This window comes from Pelagibius sp., from assembly GCF_028289705.1.
Classification (GTDB): Bacteria; Pseudomonadota; Alphaproteobacteria; order Kiloniellales; family Kiloniellaceae; genus Pelagibius.
Window position 1 is genome coordinate 25,582 of record NZ_JANQOI010000178.1, and the last position, 26,416, is coordinate 51,997.

At 66.6% G+C, this 26,416-nt stretch carries 27 protein-coding genes; 11 read left to right on the forward strand and 16 right to left on the reverse strand.

What is annotated here, in order from left to right; genetic code table 11:
- Positions 1-245: 245 nt before the first annotated feature.
- Both Q0996_RS22420 and Q0996_RS22425 read right to left on the reverse strand, forming a co-directional pair.
- Complete coding sequence (locus tag Q0996_RS22420) at positions 246-929, reverse strand: hypothetical protein (RefSeq protein ID WP_299625315.1); 684 nt, start codon at positions 927-929, stop codon at positions 246-248.
- Between the two features lie 55 nt (positions 930-984).
- On the reverse strand, positions 985-1,305 hold the full coding sequence (locus tag Q0996_RS22425; protein ID WP_299625318.1) for a hypothetical protein: 321 nt from the start codon (positions 1,303-1,305) through the stop codon (positions 985-987).
- Positions 1,306-1,631: 326 nt separating this feature from the next.
- Between Q0996_RS22425 and Q0996_RS22430 the strand changes: the two genes are divergently transcribed.
- Positions 1,632-2,024 (forward strand): hypothetical protein, encoded by a 393-nt coding sequence (locus Q0996_RS22430; RefSeq protein WP_299625321.1) that lies wholly within the window; start codon positions 1,632-1,634, stop codon positions 2,022-2,024.
- 27 nt (positions 2,025-2,051) lie between these two features.
- Here Q0996_RS22430 and Q0996_RS22435 read toward each other — a convergent pair whose 3' ends face one another.
- The 6 genes from Q0996_RS22435 to Q0996_RS22460 form a co-directional block, all read right to left on the reverse strand.
- Positions 2,052-2,933, reverse strand: a complete 882-nt coding sequence (locus Q0996_RS22435) for an amidohydrolase (RefSeq protein ID WP_299625324.1) — start codon at positions 2,931-2,933, stop codon at positions 2,052-2,054.
- Between the two features lie 6 nt (positions 2,934-2,939).
- Positions 2,940-4,001, reverse strand: a complete 1,062-nt coding sequence (locus Q0996_RS22440; protein WP_299625327.1) for an isocitrate/isopropylmalate dehydrogenase family protein — start codon at positions 3,999-4,001, stop codon at positions 2,940-2,942.
- A 19-nt stretch (positions 4,002-4,020) separates the two neighbouring features.
- Positions 4,021-5,112, reverse strand: a complete 1,092-nt coding sequence (locus Q0996_RS22445; protein ID WP_299625329.1) for a Gfo/Idh/MocA family protein — start codon at positions 5,110-5,112, stop codon at positions 4,021-4,023.
- Positions 5,109-6,404 carry a TRAP transporter large permease gene (locus Q0996_RS22450; RefSeq protein ID WP_299625332.1) on the reverse strand — a complete coding sequence of 432 codons (1,296 nt, stop codon included), beginning with the start codon at positions 6,402-6,404 and terminating at the stop codon, positions 5,109-5,111. The genes Q0996_RS22445 and Q0996_RS22450 overlap by 4 nt, the downstream gene beginning before the upstream one ends.
- A complete protein-coding gene (locus Q0996_RS22455; RefSeq protein WP_299625335.1) occupies positions 6,401-6,931 on the reverse strand; it encodes a TRAP transporter small permease in 531 nt (176 codons plus the stop codon). Before Q0996_RS22455 ends, Q0996_RS22450 begins: the two co-directional genes overlap by 4 nt.
- A gap of 64 nt (positions 6,932-6,995) precedes the next feature.
- A complete protein-coding gene (locus Q0996_RS22460; protein ID WP_299625338.1) occupies positions 6,996-7,967 on the reverse strand; it encodes a TRAP transporter substrate-binding protein in 972 nt (323 codons plus the stop codon).
- Between the two features lie 225 nt (positions 7,968-8,192).
- Between Q0996_RS22460 and Q0996_RS22465 the strand changes: the two genes are divergently transcribed.
- Entirely contained in the window at positions 8,193-8,894 is a 702-nt protein-coding gene (locus Q0996_RS22465; RefSeq protein ID WP_299625341.1) for a GntR family transcriptional regulator, read from the forward strand.
- Positions 8,891-9,565 carry an aspartate/glutamate racemase family protein gene (locus tag Q0996_RS22470; protein WP_299625344.1) on the forward strand — a complete coding sequence of 225 codons (675 nt, stop codon included), beginning with the start codon at positions 8,891-8,893 and terminating at the stop codon, positions 9,563-9,565. Before Q0996_RS22465 ends, Q0996_RS22470 begins: the two co-directional genes overlap by 4 nt.
- Here the strand turns inward: Q0996_RS22470 and Q0996_RS22475 are convergent.
- Positions 9,555-10,040, reverse strand: coding sequence for a YajQ family cyclic di-GMP-binding protein (locus tag Q0996_RS22475; RefSeq protein ID WP_299625347.1), 486 nt, complete (start codon positions 10,038-10,040; stop codon positions 9,555-9,557). The two genes, Q0996_RS22470 and Q0996_RS22475, sit on opposite strands and share 11 nt — an antisense overlap.
- Before the next feature lie 549 nt (positions 10,041-10,589).
- Here Q0996_RS22475 and Q0996_RS22480 point away from each other — a divergent pair.
- Entirely contained in the window at positions 10,590-10,940 is a 351-nt protein-coding gene (locus Q0996_RS22480) for a PilZ domain-containing protein (protein ID WP_299625350.1), read from the forward strand.
- 60 nt (positions 10,941-11,000) lie between these two features.
- Here the strand turns inward: Q0996_RS22480 and Q0996_RS22485 are convergent, their stop codons facing one another.
- Positions 11,001-11,414 (reverse strand): FliM/FliN family flagellar motor switch protein, encoded by a 414-nt coding sequence (locus Q0996_RS22485; RefSeq protein WP_299625351.1) that lies wholly within the window; start codon positions 11,412-11,414, stop codon positions 11,001-11,003.
- Positions 11,415-11,732: 318 nt separating this feature from the next.
- Here Q0996_RS22485 and Q0996_RS22490 point away from each other — a divergent pair, with 318 nt between their 5' ends.
- Positions 11,733-12,092, forward strand: a complete 360-nt coding sequence (locus Q0996_RS22490; protein WP_299625353.1) for a thermonuclease family protein — start codon at positions 11,733-11,735, stop codon at positions 12,090-12,092.
- 324 nt (positions 12,093-12,416) lie between these two features.
- On the opposite strand, the gene Q0996_RS22495 is transcribed toward Q0996_RS22490, so the two are convergent.
- From Q0996_RS22495 to Q0996_RS22505, 3 genes are all read right to left on the reverse strand, one after another.
- The gene (locus Q0996_RS22495; RefSeq protein WP_299625355.1) at positions 12,417-13,220 is read right to left on the reverse strand and encodes a phosphate/phosphite/phosphonate ABC transporter substrate-binding protein; all 804 of its coding nucleotides are present in this window, start codon (positions 13,218-13,220) and stop codon (positions 12,417-12,419) included.
- A 2-nt stretch (positions 13,221-13,222) separates the two neighbouring features.
- Positions 13,223-13,615, reverse strand: coding sequence for a GFA family protein (locus Q0996_RS22500; RefSeq protein WP_322096782.1), 393 nt, complete (start codon positions 13,613-13,615; stop codon positions 13,223-13,225).
- A 65-nt stretch (positions 13,616-13,680) separates the two neighbouring features.
- Complete coding sequence (locus tag Q0996_RS22505; protein ID WP_299625359.1) at positions 13,681-14,568, reverse strand: helix-turn-helix domain-containing protein; 888 nt, start codon at positions 14,566-14,568, stop codon at positions 13,681-13,683.
- A gap of 179 nt (positions 14,569-14,747) precedes the next feature.
- Here Q0996_RS22505 and Q0996_RS22510 point away from each other — a divergent pair, with 179 nt between their 5' ends.
- Complete coding sequence (locus Q0996_RS22510; RefSeq protein WP_299625360.1) at positions 14,748-15,800, forward strand: fatty acid desaturase; 1,053 nt, start codon at positions 14,748-14,750, stop codon at positions 15,798-15,800.
- 188 nt (positions 15,801-15,988) lie between these two features.
- Positions 15,989-17,257 carry an aminotransferase class V-fold PLP-dependent enzyme gene (locus tag Q0996_RS22515; RefSeq protein ID WP_299625362.1) on the forward strand — a complete coding sequence of 423 codons (1,269 nt, stop codon included), beginning with the start codon at positions 15,989-15,991 and terminating at the stop codon, positions 17,255-17,257.
- Positions 17,258-17,303: 46 nt separating this feature from the next.
- Here the strand turns inward: Q0996_RS22515 and Q0996_RS22520 are convergent, their stop codons facing one another.
- Both Q0996_RS22520 and Q0996_RS22525 read right to left on the reverse strand, forming a co-directional pair.
- Positions 17,304-18,200, reverse strand: a complete 897-nt coding sequence (locus Q0996_RS22520; RefSeq protein ID WP_299625365.1) for a DMT family transporter — start codon at positions 18,198-18,200, stop codon at positions 17,304-17,306.
- Positions 18,201-18,236: 36 nt separating this feature from the next.
- The gene (locus Q0996_RS22525; RefSeq protein ID WP_299625368.1) at positions 18,237-19,781 is read right to left on the reverse strand and encodes a trimethylamine methyltransferase family protein; all 1,545 of its coding nucleotides are present in this window, start codon (positions 19,779-19,781) and stop codon (positions 18,237-18,239) included.
- Between the two features lie 362 nt (positions 19,782-20,143).
- Between Q0996_RS22525 and Q0996_RS22530 the strand changes: the two genes are divergently transcribed.
- The 3 genes from Q0996_RS22530 (at position 20,144) to Q0996_RS22540 (ending at position 24,354) form a co-directional block, all read left to right on the forward strand.
- The gene (locus Q0996_RS22530; RefSeq protein ID WP_299625371.1) at positions 20,144-21,478 is read left to right on the forward strand and encodes an FAD-binding oxidoreductase; all 1,335 of its coding nucleotides are present in this window, start codon (positions 20,144-20,146) and stop codon (positions 21,476-21,478) included.
- Between the two features lie 78 nt (positions 21,479-21,556).
- The gene (locus tag Q0996_RS22535) at positions 21,557-23,092 is read left to right on the forward strand and encodes an aromatic amino acid ammonia-lyase (protein ID WP_299625374.1); all 1,536 of its coding nucleotides are present in this window, start codon (positions 21,557-21,559) and stop codon (positions 23,090-23,092) included.
- A gap of 128 nt (positions 23,093-23,220) precedes the next feature.
- On the forward strand, positions 23,221-24,354 hold the full coding sequence (locus Q0996_RS22540) for an alpha-D-ribose 1-methylphosphonate 5-triphosphate diphosphatase (protein ID WP_299625377.1): 1,134 nt from the start codon (positions 23,221-23,223) through the stop codon (positions 24,352-24,354).
- Between the two features lie 82 nt (positions 24,355-24,436).
- Here Q0996_RS22540 and Q0996_RS22545 read toward each other — a convergent pair whose 3' ends face one another.
- Positions 24,437-25,129: a DUF6647 family protein gene (locus tag Q0996_RS22545; protein ID WP_322096783.1), complete on the reverse strand. Its 693-nt coding sequence runs from the start codon at positions 25,127-25,129 to the stop codon at positions 24,437-24,439.
- A 96-nt stretch (positions 25,130-25,225) separates the two neighbouring features.
- Here Q0996_RS22545 and Q0996_RS22550 point away from each other — a divergent pair, with 96 nt between their 5' ends.
- On the forward strand, positions 25,226-26,395 hold the full coding sequence (locus tag Q0996_RS22550; protein WP_299625383.1) for a helix-turn-helix domain-containing protein: 1,170 nt from the start codon (positions 25,226-25,228) through the stop codon (positions 26,393-26,395).
- Positions 26,396-26,416 lie beyond the last annotated feature (21 nt).

Here is a 26,416-nt window from a genome sequence, read left to right on the forward strand (position 1 = left end):
ACGGTGGCCTAAGTTTAGGGAGGAAACGCCCAATGGGCGTGCGGACTGGCGCTCAGCGCCATCCGTCCATCAAATATGGTCATTTCATCAGCAATCTACAAATGAAAATTTGATTATGCCGTTTGTTTGATCATCTGTTCCAAATTTAGGCAGACCACTGGGTTTCTTTTGCAACAGTTCGATTTGCCGCTTCCGATCAAGGCGAGCCGACCCGGTCCCCGAAGCGTCAGGACCGGTGGATCGGGTCAACGGCCCGTGGGGTCGGCCTCGACCGCCGGCGGCGCGTCACCCTCGGCCGACAGGGCATTGAACTCGCGGGTCAATGCCAGGGCGGCGTTGAGGTCGTGCTTCTGCAGCAGCATCCAGACCACGTCCATGTTTGCCCGCACGCGCTTTTCGCCGGCCAGATAGGCGCGGCCGTACCAGCGATAGGCCTCGGCGTAGTTGCGCTCGACCGATACGCCCTGGACATAGAGATAGCCGAGGATCTCCATGGCCTGGGGATCGCGTCGTCCGGTGGCTCGTCGCTCGATGACCGCGATGTCCTCCGCCGACAGGTTGTCGGGATCGGCCTGGTCGAGAAACGCCAGCCAAGCGGCGTCTTCGGCGGTCAGCGGCGGCCCCTGCTGCTCAGGCAGCTCGGCTTTGGAGGGCAGCTCCGATCCCTCGGCACACCAGCTCGGCGGGCGCCGTGCGTGGGTGCAGACATAGATCCGCATCATCGTGGTCGCGCCGGCCCATAGATCGTGCTCCCAGGGCGAAGCGCCGCTCGGACCGGCCGGCGCCACTGCAGCCGCGTCTTCAGCCGGCGCTTCGTCGTGTGCGGGCGCGGCAGAGGTCCCCGCGGGACCGGCTGTGGCGCGGCCCGGCAAGAAGCCGGTCGCGGCGATCAACAGAGTGACGGAGAGGAAAACGGTGAGCGCTTGCATCCGCGCCGGCATGTGCCGGCGGCCGCGACGCTTGCCGGACCTGCGAGACCCTGCCTCAGCAGGCGTTGGCAGCGGCCGGCCGGTGCGCTTCCAGCGCGCCGGGCAGAACCGAGAGCACATCATCGATAAGCTGCCCCTGCGCCAGAGGCTGCCAGGCCGCATCCAGGGCGTAGTACCAGCCCTGGGCCTTGCCGAAGGCACAGATCAAGCATTGATGGTCGTAGTCGAGAAGGGCAATTACAAGTTCGCCCGCCTCGGTCTCCACCGGCACACAGGCACCGGCCAGACCGCGATCGACCATCTCACAACCCCGGTTCAGCAGGACGTGGATGTCCGCCCGAGTAAACTCCGCATGACCAATGGGCGTAACCGACATGGAATTCTCCATCGTTCGGACGATGCCCTCAGCTTCCCCTGGAAACGTAACCATGTCGTAAATGTCGCCGGTTCTTATTTTTCTCGGCTAAGATACTGATCTACAATGGTTAACGAGAGATTACCGAAGCGCTCTGGCGGCCCGTTTCGGTCCCCTTGCTCCCCACAAAAACAGGTGCGTGACGAAGCGCCGGCCCCGGTCTCTTTGCCCGGCAGTTTCGGCGAGCTTGCGGACTTCGGCTGTGGGAATGCCCACAGATTCGAAAACCAGGTTCTGGTCTGATGATACCCAGTCGCCGAAGACCAAAGACCCAACGGAGCAATCACATGCCCAAGACCGAGAACCGCAATGCGGTCAGGTGGCGGCCCGGATTGACGTCCGGATCCCTGCTTTCGAACGCCTTCCTGTTCGGCGTCACTCGCGGCCTCAGCGGACAGCCCGGGCGGGACCCGGGCAGCCAGGGAAAAGGCCTCTACGACCCCCGGGACACCTTCGAGGAGAGCTACCCGAAGTTCGAGTTCGCCGGCCTGGTCAAGATGGTCCTGAGATTGGCCGGCTGGCTATCGCGGCGCAGCCAAGAGACGGCCGAACGCCCGGCGGACACGACGGAGGCCCCGGCGCCGGCCATCAAAGGTCCCACGCTGGTCAAGCCGCGCAACCCGGGCCGTCCCGCCTGGCGCGACCGCAAGACGGCGCCACCGGCCTCTTCGGCGCGCTGAGAGCCCGCTTCGCCCAACACGGCAGAGTCAGAGGGCACCGTAGAGGCTGGCCGGTGCCGCACAGAGAACAGCCTGGCGCTGTGCACTCGTGAGCCCGGACAAGGCGGACCGGGCCAGAGCCGCAGTATCGATCTGCCGAAACGGCCTGGGGCTGAGCCGCTCAGCATCGCTGGTGGGGTGCAGAGGGGTGTGCGGCCAGTCCGAGCCCCAGAGGCAGCGCTCCGGCCAGCGCTCAACCAGCGCGGCGACGTAGGCGGCGACCCTGGCCGGCTGCAGCCCCGCCACCCGGTAGGGGGCCGAGAGCTTGAGCCAGACAGTCCCGCTGTCGAGCCAGCGGCCGAGCAGCGGGGGTATCGATCCGTCTCTACCAGGGGCCAGGCCGCCGAAGTGATCCAAGGCCACGGGCAGGGTGACGCCGGCCATCAGCCGCTCGAGCGCCTCGAACGATGCGCTGATCGCGTGCACATCCAGATGCCAGCCCGGGCCGGCATAGCGGTGAACCGTCTCCGTCAGCCCCTCGGTCTTGCAGTCGGCAAGGTGCAGGCGAATGCCGCGGACGCCAAGCTGCGTCAACCGTTCCAACTCCGCGGTGCTGGGGACCTTAGCCGGCAGCTGCATGACGCCGACAGCCCGTCCAGCCAGCCGTTCGAGTGCCCAGAGCAGGCAGGCATTGTCGCTGCCGTAGACCGAGGCTTGCTGCAGCACGGCGAAGCGCGCGGCGAGACCGTCCAGGAACGCGGAGGCCGCTTCCGGGCCGGCAACTGGCGGCGTGTAGCGCCGCTCTTCGGCGAAGGGAAAACGTCCGGGGTCTCCGAAGACGTGGATATGACAGTCCCAGCCGACGCCGCCGAGGGGGCCCAGACCAGGGGCCTCTGCCTGGCTTTGACGATCCTGGTCCGGCCCGGTCATGGCAAGTCAGCCGCCGATCTCGTCGACGAGTGCGAGAGCGAAGGCTTCCGTTCCCAGGGGGCCGCCCAGATCGCCGGTGCGGGTCTGCGGGTTCGCCAGGACCTTGTCGACGATGGCGTCCAGCACCATCGCCGCCTCCTTGAAGGCGTCCAGGCTATGCTTGTCCCCGAGCCAGCGCAGCAGCATCCCTGCCGAGAGAACGAGGGAGGTCGGATTGGCCTGATCCCGTCCCGCGATATCGGGGGCGGAGCCGTGCTGGGCCTGGGCAACGCAGAATTCGTCGTTGGCGTTGATGGAGCCGGCAAGGCCCAGGCCGCCGGCCAATTCGGCCGCAAGGTCCGACAGAATATCGGCATAGAAGTTGGTGGCGACGACCACGTCGAAGCGCGAAGCATCACGCACCAGAAGCGCGGCCATGGCATCGACGATCACCTCCTCGAGCTCCACCGAGGGATAGCCTGCAGCAACCTCCCGGACCACCTCGAGGAACAGGCCGTCGGTCATGATGAAGTTGTTGGCCTTGTGCACGGCGGTCACCCGCCGGTGGCGCAGTAACGCCAGATCGAAGGCGGCAGAGGCGATCCGCTCACAGGCGCCGCGCGTGATCTTGCGCACCGAAAGGGCCATGTCGGGATCGGGCATGAACTCCCCGATGCCGCGGGCCATGTTGCGGTCGGGATACATGCCCTCGGTGGCTTCGCGGACGATGACCAGATCCATCTCGCTGCCGCGATGCGGCACGCCCGGCCGGGTCCGCGCCGGCCGGATGTTGGCGAAGAGATCCAGCTTGACGCGGAAGGCGGCCGAGACGTTGACGCCGCCCTGATCGCGCGGCGGATAGTCGAGGTGGGAGATCGGCCCGAGGATCACGCCGTCGACGGCGCGGGCCTGCTCCAGCACGTCCTCCGGCAAGGTCGTTCCGCAGGCCTCGTAGGCGGCCCAGCCAATCTCCCGCTCCTCGAACGCGAGGCCCAGGGCAAAGCGCCGGTCGAGGGCTTTCAGAACCGTACGGGTGGCCGCGGCAATCTCAGGACCGATGCCGTCCCCCGGCAGGACGAGGATCTTCATAGGATGTGGCCCATCACAGTCAGCAGTGCTCCTTGAACTCGGACAGCATGACGACGCTGCCGCTTTCGATGGATCGATAGGCCGCCAGGGTCGCGGCCAGGGTTTTCAGGTTGTCCTCCAGAGAGGTCTCAAAGGGCTCGCCCTTGCGCAGGGCGGTTACGAAGTGCTCGATAGCCGCGGCGTAGGAGCAGGCATAGGCATCCTCGCCGTCGACCAGGACCGCCCGTTCTTCGTGGCCGGCCGGCGTATCGCAGATCACCCGCAAGGCGCCATCGGTGTCGACGAAGGCGGCGCCTCGTTCGCCTTCCACCACCACTTCCTCACTGGCCACCGGCGGTCTCTCCCGCCCCCGGGAGGCGTAGCTGCGCTCCAAGACGGCCTCGGCATCTTCGAAGGTGAGATGAAGGATCGCCATGTCCTCGCCCTGCACCAGCGGCGAAACGCGCCGCGCACGCGCATAGACCGAGCACGGTTCGCCCAGCAGCCAGCGCGCCACGTCGACCTGATGGATCATGGATTCGAGAATCAGGAAGCGTTGGAGCCGGGCGAAAAAGGGCTGGCGGGCCAGGCTCCAGGGCGCCTCCGGATGGGCCGCGGTGGTCACCGTGCCGGCCATGCGCTGGGCCGAGCGCAGGTAAAAGGGCGCGCCGATGTCGCCGCGCCGGATCAGTGATCCCAAGGCCCGATACCAGGGCCGAAAGCGGAAGTTCTCGTGGACCATGGCGCGCACGGCAGCGGCCTCGGCAACGGCGGCAATCTCCTCTGCCGTCGTCATGTCCCGGGCCAGCGGCTTCTGGCAGATGAAGTGAATGCCGCGTTCGCAGGCCAGGCGCGCCTGGGCGAGATGCACGTCCGCCGGCGTACAGATGTCCAGGATATCGGGACGCTCCCTGTCCAAGGCTTCGGCGAGGTCCTGATAGACCCGCGCAATCCCATGGGCCGCCGCGCGCTGCGCACAAGCCTCCCGGTTGCGGCCGGCAATTGCGGCCACGGTGACGCCAGGCAGCCGCGCCCATCCGGCCAGGTGGAAGGGCGTGACGAAACCGGCACCGCTCACCACCACGCGCAGCGGCCGGTCGCCGATGGGCTGTGCTGGTGTGGCACCGGTCATCGCAACACCGACGGCAGGAACAGCACCAGCTCCGGCACCACGATCAGCAGCAGGATCACGGCGACGGTGAGCACAAGATAGGGCACGGCAAGTCGCGCCAGGGTCGCAAAGTCGAGTTCGGTTACCTGGATCAGCGCATAGAGCACCATCCCCACCGGCGGTGTCAGCAGGCCCAGGGTCAGAGTAAGGGTCATCACCACGCCGAAGTGGATGGGATCGATGCCGAAACGCTCGACGATGGGCATCAGGATCGGCGTCAGGATCAGGATCGCCGGCGTCTGCGCCATGAAGCAGCCGACGACCAGCCAGAACCCCATGAGCAGCAACAGCAGCAGGGTCGGGCTGGTGGTGAGCGAGGCCAGGTACTCCGCCAGCGCGATGGGCACCTGACCGCGAATCATCAGCACACCGAAGGCCGAGGTGAAGGCGATGATCAGCATGATGACGGCGCTGTCGATCAGGGTGCCGCGGATCTCCCGCAACAGGACCGAAAGACCGAACTCGCGATAGAAGAGCAGACCGAGAAGCGCGGCATAGAGGGCGGCGACGGCCGCGGCCTCGGTGGGCGTGAAGACCCCGAAGTAGATGCCGCCCATGATGATGCCGGGCGTGAGGATCGGCAGGATCGCCTTGCGGAAGGCGGGCCAGAGTTCGGACAGTCGTGCGAAGCGTCCGGCCGTCATGCCCGCGCGGCGCGCCTGGACGCTCACGTAGGCCATGTAGGCGGCGGCCATCAGCAACCCTGGTGTGACCGCCGCGAAGAACATCGCGGCGACCGAGACCTCGGCCTGCACCGAATAGGCCACCAGGGCGATGCTCGGCGGCAGGATCGGACCGATCAGCGAGGAGGCGGCGGTGATGCCCGCGCTGAAGCGCCGGTCGTAGCCCTGGGACAGCATGGCCCGCATCTCGATGCGCCCGAGACCCACGGCATCGGCGGTGGCCGAGCCCGACATGCCGGCAAAGAGCACGCTGGCGAGCACATTGGCGTGGCCGAGGCCGCCGCGCAGCGGCCGCACCACAAGGCTGACGAAATCGAACAGCCGCTCGGTAATACCGCCGGTGTTCATCAGCCGGCCGGCGAGCAGGAAGAAGGGAATCGCCAGCAGCAGAAAGTTGTTCATCTTGTCGAGGGCCAGGCGGGCGATCATGGTCGCCGCCCGTGGGTCGCCAATGTCGCCGAAGAAATAAGCGGCGCCGGAGAATGCCGTAACGCCGGCGGCAAAGCCGACGGGCATCCCCAGCACGATGAGCAGGATCAGTAGCCCGACGAAGGCAAGATAGACGATCATGCCCCGCCGCCATCCGGCCCGCGGTTCGAAAGCTTGCGCCATAGCCCGAGCGAGATGTAGAGGGCCATCAGCGCGATGCCCAGAAGCTCCCAGAGATAGAGCCAGCCGACGGAGAACCAGGGAATGGTGATCAAGGTCGCGGTCCAGTTCAGCTCGGCCAGGGCGATGGCGCCGCGCGCCCAGAGCACAAGGAACGCCAGAATGGCGAGATCGAAGAGACACTCGATCACCCGCCGCAGCGCAGGGGCGTACTTCACGAGCAGAAAGTCGACGACGATGTGTTCGCGGTCCCGCGCGGCAAAGGCCATGCCGGTGAACATCGCCGCGACGAACAGGGTCCGCGCCAGTTCCTCGGTCCAGGGAACCGGGATCTCCAGCAGATAGCGAAAGGCGACCTGGCCGAGGGCGGCCAACAGCATGACGACGAACAGCGTCAGCGTCACCGCTTCCAGCCCCTTCTCGACAAGCCGCCAGGCTTGGCGCAGGCGAAGCGATCCGGCTGCGCGCGCAGAATGGCTATCGGACATCGCAGACCCCGTCCCGGCTGAAGCGGCCGATCACCCTAGCGCAGCGATCGGCCGCGGCATTGTTTTATTGTACCTTGCGAATGTCTTCCAACAGACCGGGCCGGCAGTTTTCGGCGGCATAGGCCTCGACGACCGGGGCGGCGATCTGCTGGAACGCGGTCACGTCCGGCTTGATCACCGAAAGGCCGCCGTCCTGCATGGTCTTCAGCAGAGCGGCGGTGTCGTCGCGCACTTTCTGGTTCAACCAGCCCATGGCCTCGCCCAGGGTCTCGTCGAAGACCTTGCGGTGCTCGCCGGAGAGGCCCTCGACGAAGCCCTTGTTGGCCGAGACGATGTAGTAGCTGATGACGTGGCTGGTCAGGTTCACATGGTCCTGGACCTCGTAGAACTTGTTGCCCCAGATCGTCGGGATCGGGTTCTCCTGGGCATCGAACACGCCCTGGCGCAGCGCCCCGTAAAGCTCGGAGATCGACAGCGGCGCCGGCAGCGCGCCGAGCGCCTCGAAAACCTGGGAGCGCAGCGGGTTGGTCACCCGCACCTTCACGCCCGCCAGATCGGCCGGCGAGTTGATGGCCTTGTTGGCGGTGAGCTGGCGGGCGCCGCGCAGGCCGACACCCACCATGGTGATGCCGTACTGGTCCTCCAGCGCCTTGTTGACCTCGTCGCCGAGGGGGCCCGTCCAGACGCGGTAGCCGTGGTCCTCGTCGCGGTAGACGAACTCGGCCTCCATACACTGGTACTGCTTCAGCAGCTTGTGGACGATCACCGGGCCGGCAACGTGAAGCTGGATCTCGTTGGTCGCGAGCTGCTGCAAGAGCTCCTGGTCGCCGCCGAGGGCGCCGCCGGAGATGAAGGTCATATCGAGCTCGCCGCCGGAACGCTCCTTCATCGCCTGTTGCCAGCGCACGATGGCCTGCGAGCTGAAATCCTTCGGGCCGTTGGTGGTCGCGAAGGTGAACTTCACTGTGTCCGCCTGGGCGGCGGTGGCGCTGAGCGAAAGCAGCAGCGCCGCGGACGCGAAAAGTCGCGCGATCATTGAATCCTCCCTGATTGCCGTTCGGCTCTTTAATGTATACACATAAGCTGCCAAGTTATCCGTAGATGCGCAAGAACTTTGTCAGGATTCTTGAGATCGGTGGCGACCTTGTCTGAGAAATTACCTAATGGCCTGTAAATTTGCCAGTATCTGACTTGAAGGCGCCGAACTCGCTGTATACATTATTACGATCAATTGATTGATCCATCTCTGGGAACGAGTCATATGGCTGTACAGCCCGTTGCGGCAGACCGCCGATCCATGGTCGAGGACGCCTATGAACGGCTACGCGCGAAGATTCTGACCAACGAACTCGCGCCCGGTTATTCCGCCTTTGAGGAGGAGTTGGCGCTGGAACTGGGCATGAGCCGCACACCGGTGCGCGAGGCGCTGATCCGCCTGGAGAAGGAGGGGCTGGTCGAGGTCGTCCCACGGCGCGGCATGCGGGTGCGCCAGGTCACCGCCCGGGACGTGCGCGAGATCAACGAGGTGCTTGCCTGCCTGGAGGTGCAAGCGGCCGAGCGCCTGGCCAGCCGCCGGGTCAGCCCTGACGAAATGGCGCAGTTGGAGAACGCCATCGCCGAGATGGACAAGGCCCTGGAGGCCGAGGACATGACGGGCTGGTCGGCGGCGGACTATCGCTTTCACCGGCTGATCATCGAGCTCTGCGGCAACGGCCATCTGGCCGAGACGGCCAAGCTGTTTCTCGACAAGGCGCACCGCTGGCGGCTGCTGACCCTGCCCTACCGCGCCAAGCCGGTCTATTCCAACGTCAACCACGCCGCCGTCGTCGAAGCGATCCGCCGCGGCGATGCGCAGACCGCCGGCGAGATCCACGGCGCCCACAAGCGCCGCTGGTTGCGGGAGATGAATGAGATCATCGAGCGGATGGACCTGCCGGAGAGCAATGGGGACCGGCCGGCGTGAGCGAAGCGCGCCCGCCGCGAATCGTGCTCGTCCATGCCGTCACGGTGGCGGTCGATCCGATCCGCGAGGCCTTCGACCGGCTTTGGCCGGAGGCCGAGCGGATTAATTTGCTCGACGACTCGCTGAGCCCGGACCGGGCCAAAGACACGGATCTGACGAACAGCCTCAGCACGCGCATCGGCGCCCTGGGCGACTACGCCGTTCTGGTCGGCGCCGATGCCCTGCTCTACACCTGCTCGGCCTTCGGGCCGGCCATCGAGGCGGTGGCCCGGCGGCTTGCCATTCCGGTGCTGAAGCCGAACGAAGCGATGTTCGCCGCCGCCCTTCGCGCCGGCCGGTCTCTGGGCATGCTGGCGACCTTCGCGCCCAGTGTTGCTTCCATGGAGGCGGAGTTCGAAGAGGAGCAGCGGCGCCTCGGCGTCGACGCCAGCCTACGCACCCTGCTGGTCGAAGAGGCGATGGCCGCGCTGAAGGCGGGTGACACGGAAGCCCACAACCGCCTCCTCGCCGCGCAGGCCGAGGCCCTCGGCGGTTGCGATGCCGTCATGCTGGCCCACTTCTCGACGTCCCGTGCGCGCGAAGCTGTGGCCGCCGTGGTGCCCTGCCCGGTGTTGACCAGCCCGGACGCCGCCGTGCTGGCGCTGCGCCAACAGCTCCGCCTCAGTCTCTGAAATTCTCGTACTGCAGGGGCTGATCGACACCCATGTCTTTCACCAGGGCGATGGCGTCCTGCAGGTCGTCGCGCTTCTTGCCGGAGACCCGCAGGCTGTCGCCCTGGATCGACACCTGGACCTTCAGCTTGCTGCCCTTCAGCTCCTTGACGATCTTCTTGCCGAGGTCCTGGGCGATGCCCTGCTTCAGGGTCACCACCTGGCGGATCTGGTTGCCCGAGGCCTTCTCCGGCGTGCCCAGGTCGCAGACCTTGGGATCGACCTTGCGCCGGGTGAGATAGGTGCTCAGCAGGTCGTGCATTTGGCGCAGCTTCAAGTCATCGTCCGCCAGGATGGTCAGTACGCCCTCCTTGCGCTCGACCGAACAATTCGAGCCCTTGAAGTCATAGCGCTGCTCGATCTCGCGACGCATGCCCGCCAGTGCGTTGTCGACCTCGGTGAGATCGGTTTCGGAAACGATATCGAACGACGGCATGCCGGTGTCCTCCATTACCCGCCCGCCGATCCGCCTGGAACGGGGGCATTCAGCCAAGCTTTCAAATCTGCCGGCGAATCCACCCGATTCGCCGCCTTCTGAGATCATCGCCCGCCCGGAAGACCGAGTGAAGTGTCTTCGCGGACCGCGTTTTGCAAGGCCGCCACAGGGCATCCCGGATGAGCGGCCGGCGCGTTCACCCAACTTCTGAGTTCATCGCGGTCTCGAGCGAGCGCGAAGAGAATCTGCCCACCACCTTTCGCACTGCAGCAAATGACGGTGTTCCGTGTCTTGGACCCTCTTTATAGAAGCAATCCTTAACGGGACCATATTCGCCACCTTGCGGTGCCAATCATTGGCTCGAATTCTTTGGTTGACCCAAATTAACTACACACTATGGGCAAGACATTACACGCCGAATTAGAAGCAACTAGTACGCGATTTCGGCTACCCGCGCCCCATTCTCGAGATATCCACAGCAATTAGTACATTGTTAATAACTTCTGCAATAGGATGAAGGGGTCTTGATAGGATTTGGCTGGAGTTCCCATGAGCTCAAGAGTTGGCCCAGAGCATCTGCGTGATTTCGAGCGTCGGCGTTCCCTGCGCTTCGTTCTGCCGCGCGAAGAGCGGGTCACGATGACGGCCGCGGGCAAGCATTATCAAGGCATGCTTGAGGACGTCTCGATCGGCGGCGCCAAGCTGTCCTTCGTCGGCGAGATGCCGCCGCCCGTCGACCTGCGGGTCGCCCACGACGCGGCTGGCGAGATCCTCGGCACCTGCATGTGGCACGACGGTCAGAGCATGGGCATCGCCTTTTCGCTGACCGATCCGGCGCTGCGGCTGATCTCCCACTGCCTGCGCCAGGGCGTGCCCAGCACCAACGTCACCGCCGCCTGACCCGGGCCTCACACCCGTTACTGCCGCGCGTCTCAAGCGCCCAGTCGAACTTGCGCGGGATCAGCTGCCCTCGCGCTTCACGATGTCGGTGATCTCTATGGCGATGCGGTCCTCGACGACCACCACCTCGCCCTTGGCGACGAGCTGATCGTTGATGCGCATCTCGATCTCGTCGCCTAGGCCGGTCTCCAGCTCCACCACAGCGCCACGGCCCATGCGCAGGAGCTGACTGACCGGCATCGAGGCGGTGCCGAGGATCGCATAGGCTTCAAGCGAGACTTCGTGGATTGCCGGCGTCTTTTCCCCGGCGGTCGCCGGAACGGCGGCGGCCGGGGCTGCGTCCGCGGCGTCCTCTTCGCCCTCCGCAGCCATGGCTTCCCACTCGGCCATCATGGCTTCCTGGTCTACATCCGAGGCCTCGGCCTCACCGGCTGTGGCGGCCTCTTCTTCCTGCTGCTGGTCGTCGTCGGACATCGCTTGACCCAAGCCGTTCGATCTCCGCACCCCGCTTTGACCCGGGCTCTCTGCTCTGGGGTGCGCTTGGACCCTATCTTTCCCCCAGCCGTGGTTAACGATTGGTAAGGGCGGCGCCGATTGCCCCGCGTCACCTGCATGCCCAAGCATGCATTCCCTCCCCCACCGGCCTGTGGCAGGCTTGCAGCCATGCGACTCCTTCCCCCCGCTCTCGGGCCGACGTCTGTTTGCGCGCTGGCTTTGTGGAGCCTTTGTCTCTTCGCGACACCTGAAGGTCTTGCCCAAACTGGCTCTCAGACCCAGGGTCGCGGCCCAGCGGTGATCGACTCAGCCACCCTCGAGTTCGCCGGCAAGCGCGTTCGCCTCCTCGGGCTGCACGGCCTCGCGCAAGAGGACTCCTGCAGCGCCGGCACATTGACCTGGCCGTGCGGCCGGGAAGCGCGCTGGGCCGCACAGAACCGGGTGGGACGGCACTGGGTGGTCTGCGTCGAACAGGCCCGCGCCGCCGAGGCGGCGATCCTCGCGGTCTGCTACCTGGGCGGGGTCGGTGGGCCGGAGCTCAATGCCTGGCTGGTGGAACAGGGCTGGGCCCGGGCGGTGCCCGCCGAGGGCGTGGACTACCGTCCCCTGGAAGACGCGGCCCGCAGCGCCGGGCGCGGCCTCTGGCGGGGACTCTAGAGAAACTTTACGTCACGCCGAACTGGCGAGAACAAACATAGTATCCGAAGCCCAAAAACAATGAATTCCATGGGAATTAACTATTAATCCTAATGATTAAGACAAATTTGAAATGAAAATTCGTTTAAGTCCTTGAGATATATAGTTAATTATTGAATTCTATATTGAATTTCTCCCAGAAATAGCCTATATTCCAAGAACTGCATTGCCAGTACTGGGTTCTATACGGCGTCTGCGACCTTGCCGTGGGACCTACCTTAAAGCCACGAATTGTCCTCTCGGCCCCGGGCGTTTCCGGGGCCGTTTTTTTCGCGTCGCTTTTCCTCAAAGCAGTTCGGCGTAGCCGAGGGCCTCGGCTTCGGTCTCCATATCGACGATCCGGTCGTAGGCAGCGACCGGCATGACCACCACATCGGCCAGCAACAGCGCGGAGCGCAGGTCGCGGAGTGACGGGTCGTCAAAGACGCGGCGCAGGCCGCTGCGCAGCCGTTCCAGATCGGCGGCGGGAATGTCGAGGCGGGTGATGTAGGGCAGCGCCGGGGCCGAAGGGCTGGCCATCAGGCGGCGCAGGCCGGCAACGGCTTCTGGCTGAGCCTTGGCCAGCAGATGATAGGTCACGGTGTCCACGGCGCAGACATCGGCGGTGTCGCCCGCAACCGCCGCCATGGAGTGGACATGGCCGCCGCTGCGCGCGACCGAGGCGAAGAAGCCCTGCCCCCCGGCCAGCGGCGCGATGACCGCGCGCAGGGCGTTGTAGCCGCTTTGCGATCCCAGCTCGTTCACCACGGCCCGGGTCCCGCGCAGATCCTCAGGGCCGCGGATGGCGGAGTCCGCCCGCACCAGGATCTCGCTGTGATAGTGCCCACCCTGGCAGCCGGGACAGTCGTAGACGGGGGTGGCCAGCAGGGTCACCTGCCCCTTCAGGGCACGGGTCAGGGGATAGCCGCAGGTCTGACTGAACAGAAGGTCCGGTGCCTGCCAGAGCGCCGCAAGATCGCCGCCGCGCGTCAGCCGGTCAGGCACGCCCTGCAGGCCCTCGGCCCGCAAGGCCTTTGCCAGACCGGCCCACCAGCCGTCGGTCTGTTCTTTGAGGGCCGGCAGGTCGTACATCGGCAGGGAAGCCTGCATCCTCAGTCTCCGCGCGCCGGGCCGCCACCCCGCGCTTCCCGAGCTTCCCGCGGCCAGGGGTCCTCCTGGCCCTGCGGCAGGCGCGGCAAGCTGTCGCCGATCTCATAGAAGTCGGCCTTGTCGTCGGTATAGATGTGGCACAGCGTGGTCAGGCCGCTCGGCTGGTCAAGGCTGCCCGCAGAGACCGAGACGAAGTCGTTGTCCGCCTTGTCCCAGAACAGCGCCGAGCCGCAGCGGCTGCAGAAGCCACGCCGCACGCCCGGCGAGGAGACGTACCAGGTGATCGCCTCCTCCCCCTCGATTAGGAGGTCCCCGCGCTGCGCTGCTGAGAAAGCGGCGAAGTTGCTGTAGCTGCGCCGGCACTGGCCGCAGTGGCAGGCGACCGCCGGGCGCATCGGTCCTGCCACCCGGTAGCGCACGGCACCGCAGAGGCAGGCTCCGGTTCGTGTCGGCGCCGCACTCACTGCGCCCGAGCCCGCTTCAAGTCGTGCTTCTCGCGCACTTCGATTTCCTCCAAAAGGCCCGTCAGCAGCTTGCTCACGTCCGGCGGCTGCACCACCGCACCGCGGATCAGGTCGTCGAAATGCTGGGTCAGGGCGCGGATGTGTTCGGTGGAATTGAACACGAAATACATGTTGCCGATGTAGGCCGCCGCGCGGGTCGGCCCGAAGATGGTGATCGGCGCCGAGTAGTGCTTCAGACCGTCGAACAGAAACCAGCGGAAGGTCGGGTAGAGCTCATCCAACAGCGCAATCATCCAGGAGAGCTGCAGCTTGCGGTCGGCCAGCGGCAGGGTCGACCAGATCCCCTCCCCGCGCGCGAAGGCCTCCACCGACTGAATGGACGCGCAGGCTTCCAGGTCGGTCTCCGGCCGCCGGCTGTAGGCCAGGCGCGCCTCGGCCTGTTCCATGCGAAAGGCCGGCACCGCGCTGCCCTGCTGGCGGTACTCGAAGCGGATCACCTCCTCCCCCTTCAGGAGGTCCGGCAGGGTCGAAGGAACATAGCGGATCTTGTAGCCCACCGCTTCGGCACGCCAGCGCGCCAGCCGCTCGTCGGCGTAGGACGACGCCCCGGTGGCGATTTCCGGCGCCTCGCTCAGGATGTTGGTGCCGATCTTCTCCTCCTGCACCAGACCCAGCAGCCAGTCGCTGGAGACCTGTTCGTGTTCGGCGATGGTGGCGATGGTCTCGGCGCGCGGCAGGCGGTCGTTGGTTTCGGAAAGGAGCTGGGACAGCGTGGAGCGGTCGATCCCCGCTTTTCGCGCGAAGGCCGAGCGGCTGAGCCCCGAGCGATCGATGACCTCGGTTAAACGTTCGCGAAAGATTTCGACGGTAAGACGACGATCCATGGTTGAATCTGATGAACAAACATCACTTTGTTGATATTACGAACATATTAGTGCTAATCCGCTGCAAATGTAAACACTGCAGATAACAATCTGCGGAATGTGCGCAGTCCCTCGTTGTTCGCCGCGGCCTCCCTCTGACACAATCCTGACACAGAGCGATTTCGGGAGTTGTCGTACAGGTGTTCGAGGAGGGAAATCTGCCCGGCTCAGAGGCCGGGCCAAGCGGCGAACTCGGGTCCGGTCAGAGCCTGAGCCCGACCGTCAGTGAGGTCGGTGTGCGGCCCGCCGGCAGCCAACGCCTGCCCGCCCGCATCGAGATCCCGACCCTTCTGTTGGCCGCCGTCCTCTATGGCGCGTTCGGCGTCCTCACCTGGTTCCACGAGGTCCTGCCCTGGTGGGTCCTGCTGCCGCTGGGCGGCTATCTGGTGGCCTGGCACGGCTCGCTGCAGCACGAGGTGGTGCACGGCCATCCGACCCCCTGGGCCTGGGTCAACGAGGCCCTGGTCCTGCCGAGCCTCTGGCTGTGGATCCCCTTTCGGATCTATCGCGACAGCCATCTGGCGCATCACAACGATGCGATCCTCACCGATCCCCTGGAAGATCCGGAATCCTTCTATCTGACGCCGGAGGCGTGGCGGACGGCCGGGCCGCTCACTCGCGCCTTCCTCTGGGCGCACAACTCCCTGGCCGGGCGCCTGCTGCTCGGGCCCCTGCACTGCCTCTGGCAGCTCTGCGCCGCAGAGGGCAGGCGCCTGCTGCGCGGCGACCTCTCCCACGCCAGGGCCTGGCTGCTACATTTTGCGGGCGTCGCGCTGGTGCTGGGCTGGGTGCTGGCGGTCTGCGGCCTGCCGTTCTGGCAATACTTGCTGTTCTTCGTCTACCCGGGCATCGCGCTGACGCTGCTGCGCTCCTTCCTGGAACACCGGGCCATGCCCGACCCTGCCGAGCGCTCGGTGATCGTCGAGGCCGGACCGCTGTTTGCGCTGCTGTTTCTCAACAACAACCTGCACGTCGTCCACCACGCCAAGCCGGGCCTCGCCTGGTATCGCATCCCGGCGCTCTACCGCAGCGACCGCGCGCGCTTCCTTGCCGCCAACGGGGGCTATCTCTACAGAGGCTACAGCGAGGTTTTCCGGCGTTACTGCTTCCGCGCCAAGGAACACCCGCTGCATCCCGGCGAAAGACGGACCGACCGGCCGGATGTCGGGATGGTTCTTGAGGGCGCGGACTAAGGCCACGGCACCTTAGTCGCCTCCAGAGAAGAGCAGCGGCGGCAAATCTGTTGGCATGTCGCCGGCCTTGGACTAAGTGAAGGGCGGTCGGCCGTTGCGCTGCCTGCCTTGGTTCGCAGCAGGGAGTCTTCCGCCTCCGGCCAGAGCCGTACCGCCCACCATGAGACCCCGGGGTATCGTCCAAAAAAATGCTCACCCAGAAGCCTGGCCTGCTGGACCAGATCCGCGACCGCTTTGCCCATGTCGAGAGCTGTCCGCTTACCGGCCCGCGCATCTTCTTCGAGAACGCTGGCGGCGCCCTGACCCTGAAGACCGTCGTCGAGACCTCCGCCACCTTTGCCGCTATCCCGGACAACCAGGGGCGCGACAATCCCGCATCCAAGGAACTGGTCCGAGTGATCGACGAGGCCAAGGCCGCCATGCGCGTCTTCCTCAACGCCCCCGACGGCCATGTCTTTGTCGGCGAAAGCGGCACCGAAATCCTGTTCCGGCTGATCCGCACCGCCGCCGGCGGGGCCGCCGAGGGCGGCACCCTGCTGGGCAGCACCCTCGAGCACCCTGCCTCGCGCAGCGCCATGGCGCACTGGGCGGAAAGGAGCGGGCGGTCTCATGTGCTGGTGCCCCACGACGACGCCAGCGGCACGGTCGGGGTCGACGCCTATCGCCGCCATCTCACGCCCGATCTGCGGGTCGCCACCATCCTCCACACCTCGCCGGTGACCGGCATGGCCGTCGCAGTGGCAGAGATCGCCGAAGCCATTCGAGAAGCCGCGCCGGACTGCCTGATTATCGTGGACGGCATCCAGCACGCCAGCCACGGGCATATCGACATCGCCAGCTACGGCATCGACGGCTACGCGATCTCGCCCTACAAAGTCTTCTCCCGCCACGGCTACGGGATCGGCTGGGCGTCTGAGCGGCTCACGGCGCTACCCAAGGAACAGCTCCTGGGGGGTCCGGCCGCCAACTGGGAACTGGGCACCCGCGACACCGGAAGCTATGCGACTTTCAGCGACGTCGTCGACTACTTCGCCTGGCTTGGCAGGCACTTCACCGGGAGCAGCGACCGGCGGCAGCAGATCGAAGCGGCCGCGGCGGCCATCCATGCCCACGAAAAAGACCTCACCGATGCCATGCTCTTCGGCAGCGGCAATCTGAAGGGCCTGACCGAGTTGCCGGGGGTCACGATCATCGGCGGAGCCGAGAATCCGGCGCGCGAAGGCCTCGTCGCCCTCATGGTCGACGGCCTCGACTCCGGCGATCTGGTTTCGGCGTTGCGCGAAGAGGGCATCCGGGTGCACATCCGCAAGAACGACCACTACTCCGGCAACATTCTCGATCCGCTCGGTCAGCCATCCTGCATACGGGTCTCGCTCTGCCACTACAACAGCCAGCAGGAAGTCGCCCAGTTCCTGGCGGCCATGGCCGATATCCTGGGCGAGCACAAAGCGGCCTGAAGCCGCCACGGGACGCAGGGGTGCCAAGGGCCGATAGCCAGGAGAGCTACTCGGCCCGCTGCAGCACCGCCGTCTTCAGCAGGCGCCGCTCGCGGTAGAAAGTGTAGATCCCGGTGCCGACCACGATGACGCTGCCGACCCAGGTCCAGAAGTCGGGAATCTCCCCGAACAGCACCAGACCCAGCACCATCGCCCAGATCAGCACGGTGTAGCGGAAGGGCGAGGTGAAGCTCACCTCGCCCACCCGCATGGCCATCACGGCGAAAAGATAGCCGAAGAAGATGAACAGCGCGGCACCGGCCAGCAGGGCCAGCGCGCCGCCGCTGACAGGCTGCCAGGTTTCGGTGAAGCTCAGGACACCGCCCACCAGGGTGATCGCCAGCGACGAGACCAGAGCGACGAAGGCGGAGGGAACGCCCGCCCCCAGGCGACGGGTCGAAAGGTCGCGCAGCACGATGAAGCCCACGGCGGCCACGGCCCAGAGCGCATAGGCGTTGAAGCCCTCGCCGCCGGGCCGCACGATGATCAGCATCCCGGCAAAGCCAAGGCTGATCGCGCTGTAGCGGCGCCAGCCCACGGCTTCGCCGAGGAAGAGGGCAGCGGCGAGGGTCACCGCCAGAGGCAGGGCCTGCAGGATGGCGGTGGCGTTGGCGATGGGCATGTTGAAGAGCGCGGTCAGGAAACAAAGCGTGCCGCCGATCTCGCCGACCGCACGCAGCGCAATCACCCGGGTGTCCTGGCCTGTCGGCCGATAGAACAGCGCCCTGCGCTGCCAGGCGAGAACACCCATCAGCGCGCTGGCGAAGACCCCGCGCAGCACAAGGATCTGGAACAGGCCCATCTCGGCCGACACCAGTTTGATCAGTCCATCGTTCAGCGCGAAGCCCGCCATGCTGACGGACATGAAGAGGGCGCCGCGGAGGTTGTCGGAGAAAGCGCTCATGGCGCAGCGACCATAACCGACGCGCGCTGAGATGAGCTATGCTGCTTCTGCACCCCCCTCCGCCGTTCGCCGGGCGACGAAGGCGTCCAGTTCTTCCTTGACCGCCGGATCCAGCGGCGGCGGGCTGTAGTCCGCCAGCACGGCCTTGAACAGGCGGTTGGCGCGCTGGGTGGCGGTTTCGCTGCCCGCCTCCTCCCAGGTCTCGAAGTTGCGCCAGTCGGAGAGGATGGGGCTGTAGAAGGCGGTCTCGTAGCGCTCCAGAGTGTGGGCGGCACCGAAGAAGTGGCCGCCGGGGCCGACCTCACGGATCGCTTCCAGCCCGATGGCGTCCTCACTGACGTCCAAGGGGCGCAGGAACTCCGCCATCATCTGCAGCATCTCCGCATCCAGCACGAACTTCTCGAAGGAGGCGCAGAGCCCGCCCTCCAGCCATCCGGTCCCATGCATGACGAAGTTGGCGTGGCCCATCACCGCACCCCAGATCGACATCTGGGACTCATAGGCCGCCTGGGCGTCGACGCAGTTGGCGGCATTGGCGTTGGAGGAGCGGTAGGGGATGCCCAGATGGCGGGCGAGCTGCCCGCCCGCCAGGGCGGCGCGACTGTATTCCGGCGTGCCGAAGGCCGGCGCCCCGGACTTCATGTCGACGTTGGAGGTGAAACCGCCGTAGATCACCGGCGCGCCGGGATTGACCAGTTGGGTGAAGGCAAGCCCCGCCATGGCCTCGGCATGCTGCTGGGCCAAGGCGCCGGCCACCGTGGCCGGGCTCATGGCGCCGGAGAGAGTAAAGGGCGTGATGACCACGGCCTGGTTGCGCCGCGCCAGTTCGATCAGCCCCTCGATCATCGGCCCGTCGAGACGCAATGGCGAGGAGGTGTTGATGATGGAAAAGAGGCAGGTCTTGGCCGCCAGCTCGGACTCCGTCAGCCCATGGCCGATGCGCACCAGTTCCAGCGCATCGAGGATGCGGGTGCGGCCGAGGGAGTAGGCGTGAAACACCTTGTCGGTGAGTGTCAGGCAGTCGCGCAGGCAGTCCAGATGCCGGGTCGCCGGCGGCAGGTCGACGGGCTCCACCGGATAGCCGGCGATGAACTGGACGATGTTGAAGGCCTGGGAGAGCCGCAGCAGGTTTTGATAGTCCTGCTGGTTACCGGGCCGCCGGCCACCGTCGAGGTCCGAGGCGTTGGGTGCCGAGGCGATGCTGCCGAAGGCGATGTGGCGCCCGCCGATCTCCAGATTGTGGGCCGGGTTGCGGGCATGCAGGGTGAAGCGCGCCGGCGCCTTCGCCAGAGCCTCCTGAATCAGGCCCCGGTCGAAGCGCACCCGCTCGCTGCCCGGCTCCACCGTGGCGCCGGCCTTGGCGAGGATATCGAGGGCCTCAGGATGGAGGAAGTCCATGCCGACTTCCTCCAGGATGCGGAAGGCCGCCTCGCTGATGCGCTCGACATGATGGTCCCGCAGCACCCGGATCGGTTCGTAGGGGTTTTCCAGCAGCCGCCAGTCGAGCTGTTTCAGAGCGCCGCCCGGCCTGCGCTCGCCCTGCCCGCGCCGCCCCCCGCGGCGTGAGGTCTCCCGTGCCATACCCACTCCCCGGCCGCTTCTTGCGGCCATGTGTTGAGGCGCATATCGGCGCCCGGTTTTCGGGGTCAGGCGCCCGAGATGGCGCCGCAGTCCTGGGCCCCCGCAGGCCCTCGTAGCTCCGCCAAATTGTATATACAAGCTGGGAAAGTCTCGTGTATAGACGACAGGCGCTTGTCGCTCCGGCCCAAAACGCGCGGGGCAGAGGCGGTTTCAGTCCGCCCGGCGGCAGGCCGGAAAGGGTCGGAGTCACTCCGCCCGGCGCAGACGGGAAGCGGCGCGCGTCCTTCCTAGCGGGCCAGACGGTCAAGGTGGGCGCCGGGGGGAAGGGCTGCGTCGAACAGACCTGACAAGGACACCCCACCATGACCGTACTTCCGGAATCGAAAAGCTATGTCATCGCCGGGGCCGGCATTCACGGCCTCTCCACCGCCTGGCATCTGGCCATGGAGCTGGAGGCCCGCGGCAAGGGCTCCGGCAAGGACATCGTCGTCCTCGACAAAACCGCGCCCGGCGCTGGGGCCAGCGGCATCGCCTGCGGCTGCGTGCGCAACTTCTACATGACCGAGGCGCTGCACCCCATCCTGCGCCACTCCGTCGACGTCTGGATGGAGGACCCGGTGCGCTTCGGCTTTCAGCAGGTCGGCTACATCTCCGTCGGCGAGGAGAACCAGGTCGCCGACTACGAGCGCATGACCAAGAGCCAGAACGCCGCCGGCTATCACTCCGACATCTATGTCGGCAAGGAGGCCAAGGACTTCCTGAGAGGTTACTGGCCGGACTTCAACACCGAGAACGTCGGCGTCGCCATTCACGAGAAACCTTCGGGCTACGCTGGCACCCGTCAGGCCATCGCCGGACTCGCCGAGAAGTGCGCCCAGCACGGCGTGCAGATCCTCTCCGGCGTCGAGGTGACCGGCTACGACCTCACCAACGGGCGCATCTCCAAGCTGCACACCAATCTGGGCGACATCGCCTGCGACGTCGCGGTGCTCTGCTACGGCGCCTGGATCGGCAAGCACTGGGAGATGCTGGGCAAGGCCGACACCATCGAGGCGAAGTATCCCGACGGCGGCACCAACACGCTGGACATGTGGACCTACTGGCGCCTGCTGGAGGGCGAGGTCTACATCGACCAGCCCTACCGCGACAGCCGCGACCTCGACCCGCCGGTGCTCCACGTCGAGTTGATGAACACGCCGGTGGTGAACGAGGAGACCGGCGCGGAGATCTCCGACCACCTCTACGTCTACTGGAAGAACGGCGCCGAGCGCATGGAGCGTGCCGGGGTGCAGGGCGGCACCATCCCCATCAAGATCGGTCCCAAGGCGGTGCTCGATCCCTACGGCTGGGACAACGCCGAGTACCAGGCCGACGAGTGGTTCGCCGACTACCTGACCGCCGCCATGGGCTATCTCATGCCGCGCTTCAAGGGCCATCGGAAGAACTTCAAGGACCGGCCCAACGGCGGCATCGGCGCCTTCACGCCGGACAACGTGCCGATTTTCGACTGGATCCTGCCCAACGCCTACATGATCGCCGACTCCAACCACGGCTTCAAAATGACCGGCGTCGGCAAGCTGGTGGCCAGGATCCTGGCGGGCGACAACCGGGTGGCGGAGCTGGAGCCCTTCGCCTTCTCGCGCTTCGCCGAAGGCCGCACCTTCGGCGCCTCCAACAGCCACTGTCCCTGGGTCTAGCCTGCGGAGACTTTGGCACAGCCTATCGGGGCCGGGCCTTGAGGTGCCGGCCCCGCCCTCTTTCGAACCCCAAGTCCCGTGACCGACAGCCCCTCACCCATCGCCCTCACCGGACAGGATCTCGACGCCGGGACCCTGGCCGAGATCGCGCGCGGCGGCCGCGGCGTTGCCATTGCGCCAGAGGCCAAGGCACGTCTGGCAGCAGGCCGCAGCGTGGTGGAAGCGGCCATCGACAGCGGCGCGGCGGTCTACGGCATCACCCGAGGTCTCGGACCGCAGGTGACCCACAGCCTGGATCGCGGCGAGCTGGCGGACTTCTCCCTGCGCACCCTGCGGGGACGGGCCCACGGCATCGGCCCCGCCCTACCACGCGACCAGGTGCGCGCGGTCATGGCGGTGCGGCTGAACGGCCTGCTCAACGGCGGGGCCGGGATTACCCCGGCCATTGCCGAGTTGCTGGCCGAGTTCCTGAACCGAAAGCTGCATCCGGTCCTGCCGTCCATCGGCTCCGTCGGGGCCAGCGACCTGCTGATCCTCGCCCACCTGGGTCTCGCGCTGGTCGGTGAGGGAGAGATCGAGTCCGGCGGGGTTGCCCGCCCGGCCGCCGAGGCCCTGGCCGAAGCGGGACTGACCCCGGCGACCCTCGGCCCCAAGGACGGTATCGCGCTCTGCAGCGCCTCGTCCTTCTCCGCCGGCCTCGCCGGCCTGCTGCTCCATGATACCGCCGCGCTCTGGCGCCTCGCACAACTGGCGGCGGCGCTGAGCCTGGAGGCCTATCGCGGCAACCTCTCGCCCCACGACCCGGCGGTGACGGCAGCGCGTCCCGCCCCCGGACAGACCGCCGCCTCGGCCCATCTGCTGGAAACCCTGACGGGCAGTGCGCTGATGGACCAGAGCCAGGCCCGCCGCCTGCAGGACCCGATCTCGCTGCGCGCCGTCGGCCCTGTCCACGGCAGCCTGCTGGCGGCCCTGCAATTCCTCGCACCCGCCGTCCTCGCCGAGATCAACGGCGCCGGCGACAACCCGCTGGTGGTGGCGGAACGGGAGACCCTGATCGCCAACGCCAACTTCCACACGCCCGCTCTGGCCTTGGCGCTCGAGACCCTGGGTCAGGCCTTTGCGCAAACCGGGGCGCTCTCGGTGTCGCGCGCCGCCAAGCACCTGACACCGCGCCTCAGCGACCTGCCGGACAGCCTGTCGCCGCGCGGGCCCGGCAACACCGGCTACGCGCCCTTTCTGAAGACCGGCGAAGCCCTGCTGCAGGAGCTGCGCCATCTCGCCCAGCCCGCCATCCCCGACCTGCGCTGGGCCGCCGACGGCGTGGAGGACGACATCACCGCCGCTCCGCTGGCCGCCAAGAAAGCGACCGACGCGCTGGGGCGGCTGCGCCTGCTGCTCGGCGTCGAACTGATGGTCGCCGCCCAGGCCCTTGAACTGCGCGCGCCCGAAGGCGTTGCGTCTGTCGTCGCCGACGCCCTGCAGAGCATCCGCACCGCCGTGCCCCGGCTCGACGAAGACCGTTCCCTCGCCGGCGATCTGGAGAGGCTCGACCGGGACCTCCTGCAGACCGGCCTGCTGTTGTCGCAAGCGCGAGTCCCGCCCCTTCCAGACTGAAGGTGTTCGCATCAGGAGTTCATCCCGGCCGAGGTGCTTCCCTTCCTCGCAAGGCTGGGATATACCCCGGCGGCGCAGCGCGCGCAGGCGGCGGACATTTCACATTTGTGACAGGTGGGGGCAGGACCATGACGACGTCTGTTTGCCTGAAGGGCGGTCAGGTGCTGACGCCCCAGGGCGATCTCGAAATTGCCGATGTTCACATCGCCGAAGGCCGGATCGTCGAGTCGCCGGCGGCCGACAGCCTGACCATCGATTGCCGCGGGTACTGCGTGCTGCCCGGCATGGTCGACGTCCATGGCGACGCCTTTGAGCTGGAGCTGCATCCGCGCCCGGGCGTCGATATCGCCTTTCCCATCGCCATGGGCTCGGTGGACCGGCAATTGCTGGCCAACGGCATTACCACCGCCTTTCACGGCTTGACGTTGTCCTGGGAGCCGGGCGCGCGCAGCCTCGACGCCGGGCGCCGCTTTATGGATGGGCTGCAGGCTCTGCGCCCTCGCTTGACGGCCGATCACCGGGTTCAACTGCGCTGGGAGACCTTTGCCCACGACGCCATCGAGGATCTCGGCCGCTGGCTCGGCCAGCAGCCGACGCCGGCCATCGCCTTCAACGATCACACCACCGCGACCATGGAAAAGGTCCAAGCCGGCAACCACAAGAAGCTCGGCCAGTGGGCCCAGCGCGCCGGCCTCTCGGTGGAGCAATACCTGGCCGAGGTCGACGCCGTCGGGCGCCGCGCGCCGGAGGTCCCGGCCAAGATACGGGAGGTCGCGGGTCTCGCCCGCCGGCAGAACGCCATCATGCTGTCCCATGACGAGCGAAGCTGTGACGAGCGCGCGACCCACCGAGATCTCGGGATGCAGGTCTGCGAGTTTCCGCTGGCCCGTGTGGTGGCCGAAGACGCGGTCGCCCGCGGCGAACACGTCATCTTGGGCGGCCCGAACGTCATTCGGGGCGGCAGCCACACCGGCGCCATGTCAGCCGAGGAGGCCATCGGCGACGGCCTCTGCACCGTGCTGGCCTCCGACTACTACTACCCCAGCCTGTTGCACGCCGCCGAGGGTCTCGTCGATCGCGGCGTGCTGTCCCTGAGCGCGGCCTGGGACCTCGTCTCCAGCAACCCGGCGGCGGCGATGGGGCTGCAGGATCGCGGAAGGATCGAGGTCGGTTGCCGCGCCGATGTCGTCGTGATCGACTGCTCCGGTCCCTGGCGCCTCGTCCACACCCTCGCTGGCGGCGAAGTCGTCCTCAGGCTCTGATCCCGCTTCTTCTTCGGCGGTCAATCTGGACAGCGGTGGCAGCGGGCCTCATGGATCGACATCGAACCGGGGGCGTCTCGCATCAGTGCATGCAGCGCGTTCGCAGATGGATGGTCATGGGATCGACCTCGAACGCGTCGAAGAGAGTGGTGCCGAAGATCTCCAGCCAGCGGGCCTGCGCCTGATAGGCCGGTCGCTCGCGCGCTTCGGCGCAGGCATAGTCAAGCCCGCCCACATTCTGGAGATGGTGGACCAACTCATGCACCAGCATCGACACGTCGCTCGGTGAATCGGCCGCCCAGCGCTCGGGCAGGAAGATGGTGCGGCTGTGGTCGTCGTAGATCGCGTAAAGCGCTTGAGAGGCCTCCGGCGGCGTCGACAGCCGAGGTTCGGCCATGACGCTGCCTTCCGCTGCCGTTTCCACCCGGCTCAGGCGGATATCCACCATTTCCGCCGGGGAAACGAACGCCACGCGCGGCAGCTCATCGGTCGCAGGAAGACCGAAGGTGATGGCGAGCCAGGTGACGATCAGGGTCAGCAGTTCCTGCATGGCTTTCGACCTGCGAGATTGAGGCGGCCTATGCCGGCAGACTGTCTGAGGGGTCTCTTCGCAGATATCCGCTTTCGGCAGCGTTATCCGAAACCGGCAGAAAAGTGATAGACTGTCCGCGAGGCGGGCGGGTTTCACAGTCCGCAGGCGATGGCGCCGAGGCGGGACCGCAAGGAGATCCAGCGTCCCGGTTGAGGGCGAGACACCATGAAGCGTTCGGACCATGCAGGCTCGGAGGGATCGGCAAGCCCCGGACCTGTGCCCGATGACCTCAGACGGGCCATCGCAGTCATGCGCGCAACGCTCTGTGCTCCGCCCTCCATGGCGGATCTCAGCCGAGACTGTGGTGTGGCGGAACGCACGCTGAACGGACACTTCCGGATGTTCCTTGGCATGTCGCCGCTCCGCTATCTCCGGCAGCTCCGTCTCGCGGCTGTGCGAGACGCACTGCTTTCGGGCAACAGGGACGCCACAGTCACCGAGTGCGCGCGGCGATACGGCTTCAACCACGCCGGACGATTCGCCGAACAATATCGACAGCAATTCGGCGAGCCGCCTTCCGCGACCCTGCGCCGCGCGCAAGCCGCCGCACACCTGCATTGCCCGCAAATCGAGAAGGGCGAGCGGCGGGGGCCTCCTCCGGCGATCTGGTCCCGCGAAAAACCAACCATCGCCGTCCTGCTCGGGGCAGCGCAGACCAACGAGCCCTCCCTGCGCTGGTTTGCCGAAGCGCTCGCCGAGGCGGTCGCTGCGGATCTGTCCTCGATCCGATCCCTCGCCGTCCTGCTGCCGAGGGCGGCGCTCGCCGGAACAGGTGACCCGCAGCGCCTGGCCCGGGAGAGCGGTGCCCGCTATGTCCTGGCGGGACGGATTGTGAAGGACGGGACGCGGTTGCGGTTCATCCTCCGCGTCGCCGAGGCCGCCAGCGGGCATCACGTCTGGGGTGACAGCTTCGACGGCGATACCGAGCGGCCCCTCGCCCTGCTGGATCGGATCCTGCGCGGCCTTCGCCGCGGCATCGTTCCGAGCATCCGCGGCGCCGAGATCGATCGTGCATCCCGGCGCGCGCCCCGGGACCTCGACGCCTACGGTCTGGCGATGCGCGCCCTCCCGCTGCTCTATTCCTCGACCCAGGAGGGGGCCCGGCGGGCGCTGGAGAGCCTGGACCGCGCCGTCGAGATCGATCCCGACTACGGTCTGGCGGCCGCGCTCGCGGCCTGGGGGCACGGCCAGCTGGTCATGTACAATGCCAGCTCGGTTCCGGCCGAAGAGCGCGACCGGTCGAGCCGGCTGGCCCGACGGGCTGCCGTCCTCGATGATGACGATCCGCTGGCGCTGACCGCCCGCTGCGCCGTCCACATGATGCTCGGCGAGCTCGATGTCGCCAGAACGCTGGTGTCACGCGCGCTGGCCCGCGATCCGACATGCGGATGGGCCTGGGGCCGCAGCGCACGGCGGAAGTGCGCGATGGCCGTGTCGGCCTCGCCCTGATAGGCGTGCAGCCAGCCGCTC

Coding starts and splice junctions, on each gene's coding strand:
- Q0996_RS22420 (WP_299625315.1), bottom strand. CDS start 929: ATGCAAGCGCTCACCGTTTTCCTCTCCGTCACTCTGTTGATCGCCGCG.
- Q0996_RS22430 (WP_299625321.1), top strand. CDS start 1,632: ATGCCCAAGACCGAGAACCGCAATGCGGTCAGGTGGCGGCCCGGATTG.
- Q0996_RS22480 (WP_299625350.1), top strand. CDS start 10,590: ATGAGCTCAAGAGTTGGCCCAGAGCATCTGCGTGATTTCGAGCGTCGG.
- Q0996_RS22520 (WP_299625365.1), bottom strand. CDS start 18,200: ATGAGCGCTTTCTCCGACAACCTCCGCGGCGCCCTCTTCATGTCCGTC.
- Q0996_RS22525 (WP_299625368.1), bottom strand. CDS start 19,781: ATGGCACGGGAGACCTCACGCCGCGGGGGGCGGCGCGGGCAGGGCGAG.
- Q0996_RS22485 (WP_299625351.1), bottom strand. CDS start 11,414: ATGTCCGACGACGACCAGCAGCAGGAAGAAGAGGCCGCCACAGCCGGT.
- Q0996_RS22425 (WP_299625318.1), bottom strand. CDS start 1,305: ATGTCGGTTACGCCCATTGGTCATGCGGAGTTTACTCGGGCGGACATC.
- Q0996_RS22540 (WP_299625377.1), top strand. CDS start 23,221: ATGACGACGTCTGTTTGCCTGAAGGGCGGTCAGGTGCTGACGCCCCAG.
- Q0996_RS22445 (WP_299625329.1), bottom strand. CDS start 5,112: ATGACCGGTGCCACACCAGCACAGCCCATCGGCGACCGGCCGCTGCGC.
- Q0996_RS22550 (WP_299625383.1), top strand. CDS start 25,226: ATGGCGGATCTCAGCCGAGACTGTGGTGTGGCGGAACGCACGCTGAAC.
- Q0996_RS22450 (WP_299625332.1), bottom strand. CDS start 6,404: ATGATCGTCTATCTTGCCTTCGTCGGGCTACTGATCCTGCTCATCGTG.
- Q0996_RS22545 (WP_322096783.1), bottom strand. CDS start 25,129: ATGGTCCGAACGCTTCATGGTGTCTCGCCCTCAACCGGGACGCTGGAT.
- Q0996_RS22455 (WP_299625335.1), bottom strand. CDS start 6,931: ATGTCCGATAGCCATTCTGCGCGCGCAGCCGGATCGCTTCGCCTGCGC.
- Q0996_RS22505 (WP_299625359.1), bottom strand. CDS start 14,568: ATGGATCGTCGTCTTACCGTCGAAATCTTTCGCGAACGTTTAACCGAG.
- Q0996_RS22435 (WP_299625324.1), bottom strand. CDS start 2,933: ATGACCGGGCCGGACCAGGATCGTCAAAGCCAGGCAGAGGCCCCTGGT.
- Q0996_RS22530 (WP_299625371.1), top strand. CDS start 20,144: ATGACCGTACTTCCGGAATCGAAAAGCTATGTCATCGCCGGGGCCGGC.
- Q0996_RS22460 (WP_299625338.1), bottom strand. CDS start 7,967: ATGATCGCGCGACTTTTCGCGTCCGCGGCGCTGCTGCTTTCGCTCAGC.
- Q0996_RS22495 (WP_299625355.1), bottom strand. CDS start 13,220: ATGCAGGCTTCCCTGCCGATGTACGACCTGCCGGCCCTCAAAGAACAG.
- Q0996_RS22500 (WP_322096782.1), bottom strand. CDS start 13,615: ATGCGCCCGGCGGTCGCCTGCCACTGCGGCCAGTGCCGGCGCAGCTAC.
- Q0996_RS22475 (WP_299625347.1), bottom strand. CDS start 10,040: ATGCCGTCGTTCGATATCGTTTCCGAAACCGATCTCACCGAGGTCGAC.
- Q0996_RS22515 (WP_299625362.1), top strand. CDS start 15,989: ATGCTCACCCAGAAGCCTGGCCTGCTGGACCAGATCCGCGACCGCTTT.
- Q0996_RS22440 (WP_299625327.1), bottom strand. CDS start 4,001: ATGAAGATCCTCGTCCTGCCGGGGGACGGCATCGGTCCTGAGATTGCC.
- Q0996_RS22465 (WP_299625341.1), top strand. CDS start 8,193: ATGGCTGTACAGCCCGTTGCGGCAGACCGCCGATCCATGGTCGAGGAC.